Origin of the sequence: Streptomyces sp. 796.1, assembly GCF_047525675.1 — a bacterium.
Classification (GTDB): Bacteria; Actinomycetota; Actinomycetes; order Streptomycetales; family Streptomycetaceae; genus Streptomyces.
This window is the reverse complement of sequence record NZ_JBLIWA010000017.1, coordinates 74,490-89,147: the sequence shown is the minus strand read 5'-3', so window position 1 is coordinate 89,147 and position 14,658 is coordinate 74,490. Positions and strand designations below refer to the sequence as shown.

13 protein-coding genes and 2 pseudogenes are annotated in these 14,658 nt (G+C 73.5%); 4 read left to right on the top strand and 11 right to left on the bottom strand.

Features of this window, described 5'->3' with window-relative positions; all coding sequences use genetic code 11:
- Nucleotides 1–9: 9 nt before the first annotated feature.
- Nucleotides 10–1,218: an MFS transporter gene (locus ACMA1D_RS13775; RefSeq protein ID WP_414724227.1), complete on the bottom strand. Its 1,209-nt coding sequence runs from the start codon at nt 1,216–1,218 to the stop codon at nt 10–12.
- 87 nt (nt 1,219–1,305) lie between these two features.
- Between ACMA1D_RS13775 and ACMA1D_RS13770 the strand changes: the two genes are divergently transcribed.
- Both ACMA1D_RS13770 and ACMA1D_RS13765 read left to right on the top strand, forming a co-directional pair.
- Nucleotides 1,306–1,806 (top strand): winged helix-turn-helix transcriptional regulator, encoded by a 501-nt coding sequence (locus ACMA1D_RS13770; RefSeq protein WP_414724226.1) that lies wholly within the window; start codon nt 1,306–1,308, stop codon nt 1,804–1,806.
- 242 nt (nt 1,807–2,048) lie between these two features.
- A pseudogene (locus ACMA1D_RS13765) lies at nt 2,049–2,120 on the top strand.
- Nucleotides 2,121–2,324: 204 nt separating this feature from the next.
- On the opposite strand, the gene ACMA1D_RS13760 reads toward ACMA1D_RS13765, so the two are convergent.
- Both ACMA1D_RS13760 and ACMA1D_RS13755 read right to left on the bottom strand, forming a co-directional pair.
- Nucleotides 2,325–3,089 (bottom strand): NAD(P)-binding domain-containing protein, encoded by a 765-nt coding sequence (locus ACMA1D_RS13760; protein WP_414724225.1) that lies wholly within the window; start codon nt 3,087–3,089, stop codon nt 2,325–2,327.
- A 212-nt stretch (nt 3,090–3,301) separates the two neighbouring features.
- Nucleotides 3,302–3,481 (bottom strand): annotated as a pseudogene (locus ACMA1D_RS13755) (alpha/beta hydrolase); the annotation flags it as partial.
- A 243-nt stretch (nt 3,482–3,724) separates the two neighbouring features.
- Between ACMA1D_RS13755 and ACMA1D_RS13750 the strand changes: the two are divergent.
- A complete protein-coding gene (locus ACMA1D_RS13750) occupies nt 3,725–4,378 on the top strand; it encodes a TetR/AcrR family transcriptional regulator (protein WP_414724224.1) in 654 nt (217 codons plus the stop codon).
- 181 nt (nt 4,379–4,559) lie between these two features.
- Nucleotides 4,560–5,159, top strand: a complete 600-nt coding sequence (locus ACMA1D_RS13745) for a GNAT family N-acetyltransferase (RefSeq protein WP_414724223.1) — start codon at nt 4,560–4,562, stop codon at nt 5,157–5,159.
- Between the two features lie 56 nt (nt 5,160–5,215).
- On the opposite strand, the gene ACMA1D_RS13740 is transcribed toward ACMA1D_RS13745, so the two are convergent.
- The 8 genes from ACMA1D_RS13740 to ACMA1D_RS13705 form a co-directional block, all read right to left on the bottom strand.
- Nucleotides 5,216–5,758 (bottom strand): GNAT family N-acetyltransferase, encoded by a 543-nt coding sequence (locus tag ACMA1D_RS13740; protein ID WP_414724222.1) that lies wholly within the window; start codon nt 5,756–5,758, stop codon nt 5,216–5,218.
- A gap of 107 nt (nt 5,759–5,865) precedes the next feature.
- Nucleotides 5,866–6,741: an SAM-dependent methyltransferase gene (locus ACMA1D_RS13735; protein ID WP_414724221.1), complete on the bottom strand. Its 876-nt coding sequence runs from the start codon at nt 6,739–6,741 to the stop codon at nt 5,866–5,868.
- Nucleotides 6,742–7,336: 595 nt separating this feature from the next.
- The gene (locus ACMA1D_RS13730) at nt 7,337–7,522 is read right to left on the bottom strand and encodes a DUF1737 domain-containing protein (RefSeq protein WP_414724220.1); all 186 of its coding nucleotides are present in this window, start codon (nt 7,520–7,522) and stop codon (nt 7,337–7,339) included.
- Nucleotides 7,523–7,840: 318 nt separating this feature from the next.
- A complete protein-coding gene (locus ACMA1D_RS13725; RefSeq protein WP_414724282.1) occupies nt 7,841–9,286 on the bottom strand; it encodes a bifunctional folylpolyglutamate synthase/dihydrofolate synthase in 1,446 nt (481 codons plus the stop codon).
- A gap of 222 nt (nt 9,287–9,508) precedes the next feature.
- Entirely contained in the window at nt 9,509–10,216 is a 708-nt protein-coding gene (locus ACMA1D_RS13720; protein WP_414724219.1) for a hypothetical protein, read from the bottom strand.
- A 127-nt stretch (nt 10,217–10,343) separates the two neighbouring features.
- Nucleotides 10,344–11,216 (bottom strand): hypothetical protein, encoded by an 873-nt coding sequence (locus tag ACMA1D_RS13715; protein WP_414724218.1) that lies wholly within the window; start codon nt 11,214–11,216, stop codon nt 10,344–10,346.
- Nucleotides 11,213–12,697: an AAA family ATPase gene (locus tag ACMA1D_RS13710; protein WP_414724217.1), complete on the bottom strand. Its 1,485-nt coding sequence runs from the start codon at nt 12,695–12,697 to the stop codon at nt 11,213–11,215. Before ACMA1D_RS13710 ends, ACMA1D_RS13715 begins: the two co-directional genes overlap by 4 nt.
- A gap of 220 nt (nt 12,698–12,917) precedes the next feature.
- Nucleotides 12,918–14,543 (bottom strand): MFS transporter, encoded by a 1,626-nt coding sequence (locus tag ACMA1D_RS13705; protein ID WP_414724216.1) that lies wholly within the window; start codon nt 14,541–14,543, stop codon nt 12,918–12,920.
- Nucleotides 14,544–14,658: the final 115 nt, after the last annotated feature.

Below are 14,658 nucleotides of genomic sequence, written 5' to 3'. Positions count from 1 at the left end.
TTCTCCCCCTCACCCTCCAACCCGCTCAACTCTCAGCTCCCGATCCACCGTCACCCCGCCGCTTCTCACCCGCGCACCAACCCCCCACACCACCGCCCCGCACACCGCGAAGCCGGCTCCGAGCAGGCTGGAGCCGGTCCAGCCGTGGGTGGCGAACAGAGCGGTGGTCGTGGTCGCGCCGAGGGCTGAGCCCAGGGCGTAGAAGACCATGTAGCCGCCGATGACGCTGCTGGTCCGGTCGGGGTGGGACGCGGTCAGAAGGTGTTGGTTGCTCACGTGGACGGCTTGGACCGCGAAGTCGAGGGCCACGACGCCGATCGCGAGCAGCCACAGCGACCGGGGCAGTTGTGCGATGGCGAGCCAGGAGAGGGTGAGCAGGCCGAGGGCGAGGCCGGAGACGGGGATCGCGCGGCCCGCGTCCGCCCAGCGGCCCGCCCGGGCCGCGCCGAGCGCGCCGGCGAGTCCTGCGATGCCGAACAGGCCGATCTGGCTCTCGGTCAGCCTCCACGGCGCGTCCGCCAGCGGCAGGGAGAGGCCGTTCCACAGCGCGCCGAACGAGGCGAACAGGAAGAACGCGATCAGCCCGCGCGTCAGGAACGCCGGCTCGCGGAACGACCCGCCGAGCGCGCGGACCGCCCTCCGGTACCCCGCGCCCACGGGTGGGCGGGAGCGCCCTTCCGCCGGCAGCAGGTACAGGACCAGGGCGGCGAGGAAGAGGGAGAGCACCGCGAGCGCGAGGTAGATGCTCCGCCAGCCCCAAGCATCGGCCAGCGCGCCGGTCACCACCCGCGCGCCCAGGATGCCCACCACCACGCCCGAGGTCACCACGCCGATGGTGTGCCCGCGTTCGGCGGGCGCCGAGGCCGAGGCCGCGTAGGCCACCGTGGTCTGCACGACGACCGCGAACACCCCGGCAAGCGCGAGTCCCACGAAAGCCATCCACGCCGCCGAGGCCACAGCCACCGCGGCCGTGCCCACCGCGGTGACGACCAGGTGTCCGGCGATCAGGCGCCGCCGGTCCAGCACGTCGCCGAACGGCACCAGGAGCACCAGACCTGCCAGATACCCGAACTGGCCGATCGCCACGATCCACCCGGCGAGCGAAGCCGAAAGCCCCAGGTCACGCCCCATCGGTTCCAGCACGGGCTGCGCCGCGTACACGCTCGCCACCGCAACACCGCACACCACGGCCAACAGCAGCCGCCGCCATACGTCCATCGGGCCCCCAGGGAAATCGGTAGCAGATTGCAACTGATTTGACCGTACGGCATGATGGTTTCAATCTGCAACTCACTGCGAGGTGTCATGCCACGGGCCACTACGAACACGTCCGCCGTCGACTGGACGGACGCCCCCTGCCCCGTCGCCCGCACGCTCGACCTCATCGGCGACCGGTGGAGCATGCTCGTCATCCGCGACGCAATGGACGGCGTACGGGCGTTCACCGAGTTCCAGCGGCGCACCGGAATCGCGCGCAACATCCTCACCGACCGACTCCGCAAGCTGACCGCGTACGGGTTGCTCGCCCAGCGCACCGCGCCGTCGGGCCGCCGCCAGGAGTACGTACTGACCGACGCCGGGCGCGACCTCTTCCCGGTCGTCCTCACCCTGCGCCAATGGGGAGAGCGCCACGCCTTCGAACCGGGTGAGCCCCACTCCACGCTGCTCGACCAGCACGGCTCCCGGGTGCCCGACCTCGCCCCCACCGGCGCCGACGGGACCCCGCTCACCTGCGAGACCACCCACGTGCGGAAGGTCGACGAGCAGCCGGCGGCACCCGACCAGCGCCCCGGCGACGCCGGGTGAAGCAGGTCCGCTTCACCCCTGCGACAGGGCAACTCCGTTCGCACGCAGCAGTTGGAGGGCGAGGGTTGCACCCCAGGCTCCGCGCCACTGGCCACGCGCGGGGAGACGGCACCTTTCCGACAGCGCCTTTCCTGCGGCACCGCTCGGCGTGTGCGCGGGACCCCGACACACCCTGTATGATCATCAGCATCGCTTCACCGCGCGGCATCTTCACACCGAAAGATGCTCGGCGGAGGGGTTGCGCGTCTGTGGTCCAAGGCAAGACGTCCGCCAACCGGCGGGAGATGCAGGTGCAAGGCCTGCCGGGCGCTCCAAGTACGAGGGTCTCGCACACCGTGTGTGCGAGACCCTCTGTCTTTTCCAGACCTTCACGCCGTCAGCCACCACAGCCGGCTGCCGCGAGGCCCGCTGTGATGGCTGACGGTCGGTGGGTTGCGCGAATGAGTGCATGACACCGGTGGACACAGCACCGTGACCGCCCGTAACCAAGACGGCCCACCCCCACCGAGCCGGGCGCGCTACGCCAGGTCGGCGAGGAGCCCGTCCAGGGCCTTGGCGAGCGCCGCGGCGTTGGCCGGGGCGAACCAGGTGGTGCGAATCCGTTCGTTGTTCCCGCCCGGCGTCTCGTGGTCTGCGGCGAGTTGGTGCAGGGGGCGGGCCCCGTCGCCGAGGGAGTGGCCCACGTTCTGGAAGAGGCCGCGCACGTACCGGTCGGCCGCGTCGGGGGCGATGCCCTGGTCGGTGGCCCAGTCGGTGAGTGCAGCGAGGTAGGCGTAGTGGGTGGTGAGCGTCCCGGTCAGGGCGGAGAAGGCGTTGAACACGCCTTCGTCCGCGACGGGAAGCACGCCGCCCAGTCGCTCGAAGAGGGCGTCAACCACCGGGTGCGCGGGGCAGGTCACGGTGACGGAGCGGCGCTCGCGCACGGCGGGCAGCGGGATGGCGCGGACGATCGGGGCACCGGTACCGAGGGTCTTGCGCAGTTCGCCCGTGGCGACACCGGCCATCAGATGGACCACGGTCGTGTCGTCGTCCACCTCAAGACCGGCGAGCGCCTCCCGGTGGTCCTGCCGGCGCACGGCGATGACCACCACGTCCGAACGGTCCACCACCTCCTGGTTGTCCGCACACACCCGGACCCCCGCGAAGCGCTCGGCGAGGACCGCGGCGGTACGGGCTCCGCGGGGCGACAGGAAGACCTCAGGCGGCGCGCCGTCCCCGTGGTGCAGGCCCTCGACGATGGCCCGGCCTATCTCGCCCACTCCGATGATGCCGATGCACTGCACTGTGTCGTCCTCCTGCTGCGGGATGGTCGTGCCCTGGGGTGGTACGGGTGGTACGCGGGGTACGGGTCCGGGCGGTCGCGCTGGGCCGGAGCCGGCGGTCGGCGGTCCACGTACGAGGCGGACCAGCCCACTCCGCCGAGCCGACCCCAGCCCAGCCCAGCCCAGCCCAGCCCAGCCCAGCCGCCAACAGTGCCGCTTACCGCACATCCCGGTCAGCTCACGAGCGCGGCGCGCAGGAAGGCCAGGACCTCCGACTGCGCGGCCTCGGCCTGCGGCTCCACGCCGGGCAGCGCGAGGAACCCGTGCCGCGCCCCCGCGTACTCGGTGAGCCGCACGGGGGTCCCGGCCGCCCGGAGCCGCTCGGCGTAGCGGCGGCCGTGGTCGGCGCCCGCGCATCGGCGGAGGCCCGGAAGCGGTTCTCCGCGTCGCGGTAGGCGCGCAGTTCCTCGGCGGTGATCGTCGCGTAGTCGGGCTCCGGCGGGCGCGCCGCCCTCGCGGTCCGGTTCATGTCTCCCTCTCCCCCGCCGGCCACCCGTCGGATGCTTCATGGCCGGCCAATGCGTTGCCTCCATTATGCACGCGGTGCGTGCAACGGCAAGCGCATAGGCTAAGGTGTGAGGAACGAAAGGGGCGAGATGGCGGACCGCAGGCGATGGTCGACCGAGGAGATCCTGGACACGGCGGCGGAGGTGCTGCGTACGAGCGACGCCGAGTCGTTCAGCGTGCGCAAGCTCGCCGCGGTGCTCGGTACCGACTCCTCCAGCCTCTACCGACACTTCCGCAACAAGACCGAGCTGCTGCGCGCGGTCGCCGACCGGATACTGCTCGCCGCCATGGAGGGTTACGAGCCCGAGGGCGACTGGAAGCAGCGCGTCGCCGCCCTGGCCCTGCGGGTACGGGAGGCGTTCGGCGAGCAGCTCCAACTCGCCGCGGTGTGGGGACGGTACGGGTCGGGAGGCGCCGGGTCCCGCCTGGTCATGGAGGAGTTGCTCCAGGCCCTGCGCGCCTCGGGGCTGCCGGACGAGGAGATTCCGGCGCGCTACCACCGCATCGTGATCCTCTTCGTCGCGCTGATCACCGCCGAGGCCGGCATCAGCAGCATCAGCCCCAAGGAGTACGAGCAGGGCATGGAGCAGTTCCGGGTGGCCGTGCTCGGTGCCGACCCCGAGCGCTTCCCCGCCCTGTCCCACTTCGCGCGCGACATCCGCCCGCTCGGGGCCGACCGGCGCACCGCCTTCGAGGAGATCATCGCCGCCCACCTCGCCCAGATCGAGGCCCAGTTCCCCTGACTCGACCACCCACGTGCCCCGGCAGCCGCGCCCGACCGAGCGGCGCCGAGCCCCCACAGCAGAGGCAGCACGCCCTGGCGGCGCCGGGCCCACACACGCACCCTGGCCGGGTGACACCGAACCCCCGCCGCACCACGACCGGGTGGCACCGAGCCACGGCCACCGCCAACACAATGGGGCCATGGACTCCCACCCCACGGTTTCCGCCCCCGACGTCACCAGCCAGCGGCTGCGGCTGCGCCCCGCGCACGACGGCGACGTAGCGGGCCTGATCGAGCTCCAGACCGATCCACGGGTACGGGCCCACCTCGGCGGGCCGCGGCCACGGGGTGCGGTGGAGCAGTACTTCCGGGCGAACGGTGTCGGTGCCCTGGCGGCGAAGCCCGGTGCGTACGTCATCGCCGACCGGCAGACCGACGTGCTGCTCGGGACGATCGTCCTGGACCGGCGCGCCGCCGACCTGCCCGGGCACGTCGTCGAGCAGGGTGGGGAGTTGGAACTGAGCTACCTGCTGCGGCATGACCGGTGGGGCGCCGGGCTGGCCTTCGAGGCCGGGACGGCCCTGCTCCGCGCCGCCGCTGACGAACTGCCGGACCAGCCGGTCCTGGTGGTGACGCAGACCGCCAACGAGCGTTCCCATAGGCTCGCCGCCCGCCTCGGCTTCCGCACTACGGGCACCTTCGAGCAGTACGCCGCCGAACAGACCCTGGCCGTGGCCGACCTGCACACCTTCCGAACGCCCGTGGCAGGGCGTCCTGCCACGCCGCCCCAACCCGCGTGACGCACGGGCCTGCGGGGCCCTCGCCAGCGGCTGTCCCCCGGCGCTCACCGGCGCGGCTACGCCACGATGCGGCGCTGCCAGCGAACCTCGCCCTCGTACCAGGTGTCGGTGGGGGTGAGTCCGGCGGCCGTGGCGACGGCGGCTGACGCCCGGTGCTCGGGGTGGATATGTGCGATGACGGTCTGCACCGACTGCCGGCCCAGCCAGTCGACCAGGGCCCGGGTAGCCTCGGTGGCCAGGCCCCGCCCCTGCCACGCCACACCCGTCACCCAGGCGACCTCGGCGACGCGCCCGTGCTCGGACCCGGACCCGAACGCGGCCCCCGCGTGGCTGACGGTCGCCTGCACGGTGCCCGTCAGGCAGGACTCGGTACGGAGCCGGATCACCCAGTTCAACCAGGCGACGGCCGGGTCGGGAGAGCCCGCGACCAGGCGTGCGTAGCGCGAGCGCAGGGCCGGCAGCTCGTACGGGGCGCCGCCGATGAAGGTGTGCAGCGCCGGGTCGGCCAGTACGCCGGCCATCTCCTCGGCGTGCTCCACGCGCAGCGGCAACAGGTCCAACCGGTCCGTGCGGATGACCTCGGCCTGGCAACCGTTCATCCTGCAACCACCCACACCCGACCGTCGCCCTTGACGCCCACCCCGCCGGCTCCTTTCGACCACTGCCTGTGGGCCCCATCCTGCCCCATGCCCCACCGGCCCGCCGGTCAGGGCTTCGGGCAGGGCTTCCGCGCCACCAGCCCCCACTGGTCCACCGCCGCGGCCGGCCCGTCGGGGGCCGGGCGCCAGTGGGTGACGGGGACCAGGCCGGGTTCGAGCAGGGTCAGCCCGCGGGCGCAGGCCAGGATCTCCTCCGGGTCGCGGCACCAGTAGGGCGTGGTGTCGCCGCTGGCGTACGCCTCCTGGGCCCGCAGGGTGTCCGGGGTGCGGATGGTGTCACAGGTGATCAGGAAGCTGCCGGGGGCGAGGTGGGTGAGGTAGCGCTGCATCAGGTCGGCCGCCTCGGGGGCCGGCAGGTGGCCCAGGGTGGAGAGGGCGAGCAGGGCCGTGGGACGGGTGAGGTCCAGGGTGCGGGCCGCCGCCGCCAGGACCGTGGCGGGGTCGCGCAGATCGGCTTCGATGTAGGCGGTGGCGCCACCGGGTGCGCTGGTGAGCAGCGCCCGGGCGTGGGCGAGTACGACCGGGTCGTTGTCCACGTAGACGATGCGCGCCGCGGGCCTGACGTCCTGGGCGCTGCGGTGGGTCGGCATGGCGGTGGGCAACCCGGTGCCCAGGTCCACGAACTGGTCGATGCCGTCCGCGGCCACCTGCCGCACCGCCCGGTCCTGGAAGGCGCGCGAGGCCCGGGCCAACTCCCCTGCCTGCGGGTACGAGGCAGCCACGCGCCTGCCCAGTTCCTCGTCGGCCGGGTAGTGGTCCTTGCCGCCCAGCCAGTAGTTCCACACCCGGGCGCTGTGCGGCAGGTCGGTGCGGAGGTCGACGTCGCTGCGGCTGCCGGGCTCGGACTCGGGCTCGGGTGGGAGCGCGGCGGGTTCCGGGCGCGGGGCACGCGTCGCTTCCGCGTCATGGGGGCGATGCTGCATGCCCTCGATCGTGCCCGAGCCGCGCTCGGCTCGCCGACGGATCGGGCGTCGGTGCGTACGGTCCAAGCCACCGGTCGTACGGGCCCGCCGGCACCTGCTGCGGCGGCCGGCGGCGGGCGGGCGGCGCGGCTGGCGACCGCCGCGGGCCGACGGGCGGGGCGCGCGGCCGGGGTGGGTGGTGGGTTGCGGCAGGGCGCGGCGAGTGGGAGGTCAGCGGGGCGTCGTCGGACCGGTGGGGCCCGCCCGTACGCCGTCACGGGGCGCCCGCGGCACAGCCGGGCCAGGGCCGGAACTGCCTCGCTGCCAGCCGTAAATGGCCGAAGACAGGCCCGCCGACCCCGCGCCGTCAACGTGGCCACGGGCCAGATCCCTGGGCAGCGACGGCGGCGGCAACGTCTACACCCTGGGTTGCAACGGCGGCGACCACCAGCGCCGGGGCCCGTGACCCCACGACGACTACACCACCGACCGCCATCCCGCCCTGACCCGACATCAGCACCCGCCCTGCCCCGACCCCGGGGCAGCGCGCCTTCCCACCGCGCGCCCCGGGGCAGGCCGTGCGCCGGTCCCGTGTCAGAGGCCGCGACCGCAGGTCCTACGACGGCGTCGGCCACACCACGGCTTGGGCGACGATGACCCGCTCGCCGTTGAAGGTGATCGCAGGGCCTTCGTGCAGTTCGTAACCAAGAGCTATCGCTTCGCTCACGCGCTGGCAGAACGCGGCGTCGTCCGGGCCGGTCAGAACTCGGTACTTGGGCAGTCCGTCTGGTGGTGTACTCATGGAGAGAAAGATCTCACGCGCGCCCGACCGCCGAACCGGGCGATCGGTCTGGCAGGAACCGAGTGCTCCACAGGACGAGTTGACCCTGTCGTGCCGTGCTCCGCTCCCGCGGCGTTCGCGGAGACGTGCTCCATGCCGCCCGGCCGCGCGTACGTCGGCAGTTCGCCGGACTCTGGGGGTTGGCGCCGCCGCACCCCGACGGCGGGCGGCCCTCGTGGCAGGCGCCACCTCCTCGTGGCAGGCACGTCACCCTGACGGCTGGCATCTCCCTGGAGTACGAGCCTCACGCCGGCAGGGCTTCCTCGTCTACCAGCCACCTCACCCCGGCGGCAGCCCCAGCACCGTACGGGAGTCCCCCACCAGACGCAGTGAGCCGAAGACGACGATCAGGCCGTCGGGGCCGGCGAGTTCGGCGGCGCGGTGGAGGGCTGCTTGTGGGTCTTCGGCGGTCAGGCAGGGGCCTTGGCGGTCCGGGGAGAGTCTGGCGTGCAGGGAGTTGGGGTCAGCGGCCTGGTGGGAGCCGGTGCGGGTGAGGACCAGGGGCCAGTGGGTGGGGAGCGGGGCGATCATGCCGGAGACGTCCTTGTCGTCCATGGCGGCGAAGACCAGGACGGGTGGAACGGCTCGGCCGGCGGCAGCGTGCCCCCCGGCGGCGTGGTCGGCAGCGTCGTGGCTGGCGGCGGTGGGGCCGCCAGCGGCCTGGTCGGCGGCGGCGTGGCCGGCCGCGTGGCGCAGGATCTCCGGGGTGACGGTCGCAACGCCCTGTGGGTTGGTCGCGCCTTCGAGCAGGACGCGGCCGGTCCAGGCGCCCAGCCGGGCCTGCGGGACCAGTTCCAGGCGGCCTGGCCAGCGCGTCGCCGCCAGGCGGGCGCGCAGGGGGTCGGCGGCCGGCTGTCGGAGGTGGCCGCGTTCGATCAGCGCGTCCACGGCGGCGATGGCGACCGCCAGGTTGTGGTGCTGGTGTGCGCCGGGCAGCGGGCAGGGCAGGGCGCGGTGGACGCCGCGCGGCGTGGTGACGTCGACCAGCGTCTGCGGGGCGCCCTGGCTGTCGCGGCCGGCGACCCGGGCCGCGTAGTGGACCTCGTGGCCGACGCGCCACACGGTCAGTCCCGTACGTTCCTTGAGTACCCGCTCGGCGCTGCTGGCGGCCTCGGGTTCCAGCCGGCCGATGACCACGTGGTCGCCGTCCCGTACGGCTGCGATCTTGGCCTGCGCGATCTGGGCCAGGGAGCCGCCGAGGAGTCGGGTGTGGTCGAGCCCGACGCCGGTGAGCACCTTCACGTCCAGGCCGAGTTCGGCAGCCGCGGCCCGGCTGCCGCCGATGCTCGCCTCGGCCACGGCCAGGCCCACGCCCGCCCGGCGGAAGTGCACGGCGGCGGTGGTCGCGAAGAGGCCCTGGGACAGGACGGGCAGGGCGTGGTGTTCGATCGCACGCCACACCTCGGCGAACGCCGCCGTGTACGCGGCGCGCGAGACGGGGACCCCGTCGACCCGGATGCGCTCCCGGGGCTCCTGGAGGTGGGGACTTGGCATACTGCCCACCCGCACTCCGGTCGCGGCCATCGCCGACACCGCGAAAGCGCAGGTCGAGCCCTTGCCGTTGGTCCCGACCACCAGCATCCCGCGCAGTTCCCGTTCGGGGTCACCGAGCGCCGCGAGCAGCTTGGGGACGTTGGCCTGTCGCGCTTCGCGGGAGAGGCCGTGAGGGTTCTCGTGGACCTTCGCGAGGAGGTCCACGCACCGTTGGTAATCCACTCGCCGCATCATGCCACCGGGTGCGACGGGCCGAGAACAACGGCCGCGGGGCGTGCCTGCCACCGCGCCCAACAGCCTTGCCCCCGCTGCCCGGTGGCCCTGGCAGCCGGGTTTCCGGCTCCCGCCCAAGCCCCACCCCAGGGCTCCGGCCAGGCCCCGCCCAGCGTCCCACCCAGGCCCCCGCCGCCCCGGGCCCAGCCCCAGGGCACAGCCCAAGACAGAGCCCGGGGCTCAGTCCGTGGCGTACTGGTCGCGGCGCGCTTGCGAGCGGCAGGTGCGGAAGAAGGCGTCGATCTGCGCGGGATCGTCCTCCACCAGCAGCGCCAGCCAACTGCCGTCCGCGAAGGTCAGCCGGCAGCGCGGGAGGTCCCGGCCGGCGACGTGGGGGACGTCGGGGCGGGCCGTGGCGTACGGGATGCGCGCGAGGACTTCCAGCCCTGGGGCGCGCCCCTTGGGCCAGGTGCGGGAGGGTGCGGCGAGCAGGACGAGTTCGCTGCTGGTCGGCACGAGCAGGCGCGCCGCGTCCGGGGCCTGCTCGTACCAGCTCAGCAGGGTGTGTCCGGCCCTCCCCGACCAGTCGCCGTCGAAGGCGTCGTACAGGCCGAGTTCGCGGGCCCGGGCCTCGCGGGACTTCAGTGCCTCGCGCGCCGCCCTGCGCGCCCGGCGTTCCTCGCGGGTGAAGGCCGGGTCCCAGCCCTCCAGGGCCACCGCGATGAGCAGCGGTGTGAGCAGCACGGCGGTCAGGGCCGACAGTCCGGCGCAGGCCGGGCGCCGGCGCGGGCGCAGCCTGGGCTCGCCGGCCCGCCGGCGTACCTCGGGCGGCGGTTCAGGTATCGCCGCGGCCAGCCGGCACCAGGCGGCGGATTCGGCGAACACCCTGGTCGGGCCGGGTTCCTGGGCGATGAGTTCGGCGGCCCGGGTGCGCATGCGGTCTCCCATGCGGCAAGAGGATAGACAAGGGGGCGCGGGGACGGCGGCCGGCCACACGCCGGACCTGCACGGCCGCCGCGGGACGCTTGCCGCTCGGTCACCCGGGGCGCCCGGTGCCCGGCGCGGCGCCCGCCGTTCAGTCGGCCCGTACCAGTCCCAGCGAGGCGAACGTGTCCAGGCACCAGTTCAGCGCGCTCTTGGCCGTGCGCCACTGCGCGTCGTCGGGTGAGAGGTACGGCAGGATGTAGGGCTCGGTGATCTGGTCGGGCAGGTCCTGCCGGTAGCAGGTCTGCGGGGCGTAGCCGTAGTTGTGCCGGTACATGCGGCGGGCCACGGCCCGCGGTGCGCTGTCCCAGACCGCCAGCCAAAGGCGGCGCAGCATCGCCGGGTGGGCCACGGCGAACATCAGCCGCCCCATGTCCAGGGGTTCCGCCGCCGAGATCACCCGTGCCATGCCGACGTGCCGGTCGACCGTGCCCACGTACGTGCAGAGGCCGGACCAGACCTCCACGCTGTGGCCGGCCTCGACGATGGCCGAGCACAGGGCGGCGAGGGCCACGCCGCGGTGGTGCACGGCGGTGTGCGGGGTGGTGTGGACGTAGCCGGCCGGGATGACGAAGGACACCACCCGCCCGCGGGTGGAGATCCGCTGCGGCACGGCGTCCACCATGCACTCGGGGACGCCGCTGAGATAGGCCCCGATGTCCACCTCGCTTCCGGTCACGTCCCAGGTGGGGGCCAGTGTGGTGGCCAAGGCCAGGTCGGCGATGCGCTCCCGCAGTTCGGCCACTTCGGCGTCGACCGCGGGCAGCAGGGCGCTCCAGCCGTCGGTGGCGAGCCGGAGGGCCTCCTCCCAGGTGGCACCGGCCCAGTTGCCCGACCTGATGGCGCGCCCGGCGCCGTGGGAGATGGTGTCCGGTGCGCGCGCCCGGTCCACGAACTCCTGCCACGACCACATCGGCGGCAGCTTGTGCACGGTGTCGGCGGGGCCGGGGACGTGCCAGATCACTGGCCGGCCTCCGGGATGCCGGGTCCGATGCCCAGGGCCGCGCGGTGCGCCTGGGACATGCCGCGCACCGCCCGCCAGTTGAGCACCTGGTCCAGGCTGGCTCCGGCCTCAAGGAGCTTGGCCGCGTCGATGCTGGCCCGCGGCGAGAACATCAGCGGGAGCCGCTTCTCGGCCGCCACCGCGCGCAACCGCCGTACTTCCAGGAGGATTTGGCGGGCCTCGTGGGCACGGGAGGGTGCGTGGGCGAGCGCGAGGCGCTCCTCAAGTTCCTCGTCGACGGGGACGTCGATGAGGACGTACCGGTCGAGCGTCGCCGCGTCCAGGGCCTGTCGGCCCACGTACTGCCGGTCGCCGCCGGTGCCGTAGGTGTTGGCCGTGGCCAGGAGGCGGAAGTCGGGGTGGGCTTCGACCATGCCGTCGGCGAAGGCGCACGAGCGGATCGACAGGGCCTGGTTGAGCTCGGCGAGCAACCCCGGGTGGCCGCTGTCCAACTCGTCGAGAAGCATCAGCCCACCGTGCTCGAACGCGTCACGGAAGGGGGTTCGGTGGTAGTGGCCGTGGGCGTCGTAGTAGCCGAAGATCTTGCTCATCGGTGTGGTCGGTCCCAGGGACAGGGCGTGGAGCTGCTGGTCGAAGGCGCGGGCGGCCTGGCCCGCCATCATCGACTTGCCGGTGCCCGCCGGGCCCACCAGCAGCACGTGGCAGCCGGCGCCGAGCGCGAGCAGCACCTCGGGCAGCACGGCGTGGGTGTGGCCGCCGATGCGCACCGGGTCGGCGCTGGCGACCCTCACCTCGGTGACCGGCGGGACCTCGCGGGCAGCCACCCGCACCACTTCCTCCCGCACGAACTCGCCCACGCTGCGCAGCAGTTCCTCGCGCGCCTCGGTCTGCGCCGTACGGATCCGGGCCAGCGTCTCGGCCTGCTCCCGCTGTCCCGCGTCGAGCATCTCCTGCCACTGCGTGTGTGCCTCGGCCAGCGCCGCCTGGATGCGACGGTGCGCCTCGTCCTGCTCGCGCTGCTCCGCACCGAGCGTCTCGTGCCACTGCGCCTGGGCTTCGGTCAGCGCCGTCCGGATGCGGGTCAGCGCCTCTTCCTGTTCCTGTCGCCCCGCCCCGACGGCCGACTGCCACTCGGCGTGTGCCTGCGCCAGCGCCTGGGCCACGGCCTCCCGGGAGCCCGCCTGTACCGCGCCCATCGCCTCGGTGACGAGGGCGGCGGCGGTTTTCTCGGCGACCCGTTCCGCGGTCTCGGTCGCGGTGGCGCCGGCGGCCGTCCGGGCAGAGCGGACGATGCCCTCGGCGTCCGCCACGCGTCGCGCGGTGGCCGCGTGGGCGACTTCGGCGGCCACGGTCTGCGCCGTCGACCGCATGGCCTGTTGGGCGTAGGGCGATCGGGCCAGGGCATCGGCATAGCGCACGACGGCCTCGCTCACGAGCGTCTCGGATATACGGCGGACGTCAGCCTCGGTGCTTTTGCGCATGGGGCGATCCTGCTGGTTCGCGGCGTGACCCCTCCCGTACGCCGGGCGCCGAGGGGCGTGCCGTCCGCGACGGACACGACCGCCCCTCGGCGTGGCGTACGACCACCGGGCACACCGGTCGCACCCGCCGCCCGCTGCTGCGCGGTGCGGCGCAGGTCCCGGTCCGGGGTCGGGTCGCCCGTTTACGGGCGGAGTCCGGTTCGGCGTCCCGGGCGCCGCGCTACGGGTGCGGTGTCATCGCCGCTTCCGCGGCTGGGGTGGCTGCCGTCGTGTCGGTGGCTTCCGCGACATCCGCGGCACCCAAGGCGTCCGCGGCATCCGCCTCCTCCGTCGCCGCCGCCGCTTCGGTCGGGACGTGGCGCAGCATCAGCAGGGCGACCGCCGCGGTGACGAGTGCGAGGCCGGCGCCGACGGCGGCGGTGGCGTGGAAGCCGGTGGTGAACGCGTCGCGCGCGGCTCCCAGGAGCTGTTCGGACAGCGGCTGGGGCAGGGTCTCGGCGGCCGATGCGGCGCTGCCCACCGAGTCCCGTGCGGTGTGCGCGGCTTCCGCGGGGAGCCCGGCCGGCAGGCTGTCGTCCAACTCCGCGCGGTAGATCGCGACGCTGACGGAGCCGGTGACCGCGATGCCGAGGGCCAGGCCGAGGTCGTAGGCGGTCTGGCCGGCGCCCGATGCCGCGCCCGCCTTCTCTGCGGGTGCGGCGCCCATGGCGAGCCCCGTACCGAGCACGCTGATGGGCGCGACGCCGAACATCACGAGGGTCGAGCCCAGCGCGGAGCCCCACACCCCGCCGTCGCCCGCGCCGGCCACGGCGATCATCCAGAAGCCCGGCACGGTCAGGACGACGCCGACGGCGATCACGTACGCCGGGCGGAAGCGGCGGGTCAGCAGCGGGGTGAGTTGCGAGCCGAGCACCAACCCCGCAGCGCTGGGCAGCAGCCACAGGCCGGCGGCGAGCGGACTCAGATCGCTGATGTTGAGCAGGAACTGGGGCACCAGGTACTCGATGCTGTTGAGCGCCATCATGCCGAGCAGTAGCGTCAGCAGCGCGCCGGTGAAGGCCCGGTCGCTGAAGAGCCGCAGGTCGATCAGAGGCGTGGACAGGCGGTGTTGTCTGCGTACGAAGAGGACTGCGAAACCGGCGCCGACCAGCACGGGCAGCGCGTGGACCGGTGCCACGCCCGATTCGGCGGCCTTCTTCACCCCGTACACGACCGGCAGCACGGCCAGCAGGAACAGCAGCACGCTCGGCAGGTCGAAGCGGCCGGGGTGGGGGGCGCGGTACTCCGGTACGAGGAGCAGCACGGCCGGCAGCGACAGGGCGACGACCGGCACGCCGATCAGGAACACCGAGCCCCACCACCAGTGTTGGAGCAGGATGCCGCCGATGACGGGGCCGATGGCGATGCCCGTCGACAGGGCGGTGACCCACAGGGCGATGGCGCGGGCGCGCTGGCGCGGGTCGGTGAACATGTGGGTGATCAGCGAGAGCGTCGACGGGAGCACCGCGGCGCCGGCCACGCCGAGTACGGCCCGGGCGACGATGAGCGTCTCCGGGTTGTTGGCGTAGGCCGCGATGAGGGAGGCGGCGGCGATGCCGAGGGAGCCGAGCACAAGGAGTCTGCGGCGGCCGATGCGGTCCCCCAAAGCGCCCATGACCAGCAGGAATCCGCAGGTCATAAAGCCGTAGGCGTCCGTGATCCAGAGCAGTTGGGAGCTCGATGGTCCCAGGTCGGCTGCGAGGTCGGGGGTGGCCAGCCACAGCACGCCGAGGTCGGCGGTCATCAGGGTGACCGGCAGCAGCAGGGCGGCGAGTCCCACCCAGGGCGATGGGGTGCGGCTAGCCATGTCGGGCCTCCCACCCGGCGTGCGGCATCGACTGCCCGCCGACGCGCCCACCTCGTCCCTGGGGTGCCGTGGTCTGAAGGTGTCTCATGGCCTTCAGTCAACGGGCCGTTCGCTG

Excerpts from the sequence above, each read along its gene's own strand:
- ACMA1D_RS13775 (WP_414724227.1), bottom strand. The coding sequence starts at position 1,218 with ATGGACGTATGGCGGCGGCTGCTGTTGGCCGTGGTGTGCGGTGTTGCG.
- ACMA1D_RS13770 (WP_414724226.1), top strand. The coding sequence starts at position 1,306 with ATGCCACGGGCCACTACGAACACGTCCGCCGTCGACTGGACGGACGCC.
- ACMA1D_RS13750 (WP_414724224.1), top strand. The coding sequence starts at position 3,725 with ATGGCGGACCGCAGGCGATGGTCGACCGAGGAGATCCTGGACACGGCG.
- ACMA1D_RS13745 (WP_414724223.1), top strand. The coding sequence starts at position 4,560 with ATGGACTCCCACCCCACGGTTTCCGCCCCCGACGTCACCAGCCAGCGG.
- ACMA1D_RS13740 (WP_414724222.1), bottom strand. The coding sequence starts at position 5,758 with ATGAACGGTTGCCAGGCCGAGGTCATCCGCACGGACCGGTTGGACCTG.
- ACMA1D_RS13735 (WP_414724221.1), bottom strand. The coding sequence starts at position 6,741 with ATGCAGCATCGCCCCCATGACGCGGAAGCGACGCGTGCCCCGCGCCCG.
- ACMA1D_RS13730 (WP_414724220.1), bottom strand. The coding sequence starts at position 7,522 with ATGAGTACACCACCAGACGGACTGCCCAAGTACCGAGTTCTGACCGGC.
- ACMA1D_RS13725 (WP_414724282.1), bottom strand. The coding sequence starts at position 9,286 with ATGCGGCGAGTGGATTACCAACGGTGCGTGGACCTCCTCGCGAAGGTC.
- ACMA1D_RS13720 (WP_414724219.1), bottom strand. The coding sequence starts at position 10,216 with ATGGGAGACCGCATGCGCACCCGGGCCGCCGAACTCATCGCCCAGGAA.
- ACMA1D_RS13710 (WP_414724217.1), bottom strand. The coding sequence starts at position 12,697 with ATGCGCAAAAGCACCGAGGCTGACGTCCGCCGTATATCCGAGACGCTC.
- ACMA1D_RS13705 (WP_414724216.1), bottom strand. The coding sequence starts at position 14,543 with ATGGCTAGCCGCACCCCATCGCCCTGGGTGGGACTCGCCGCCCTGCTG.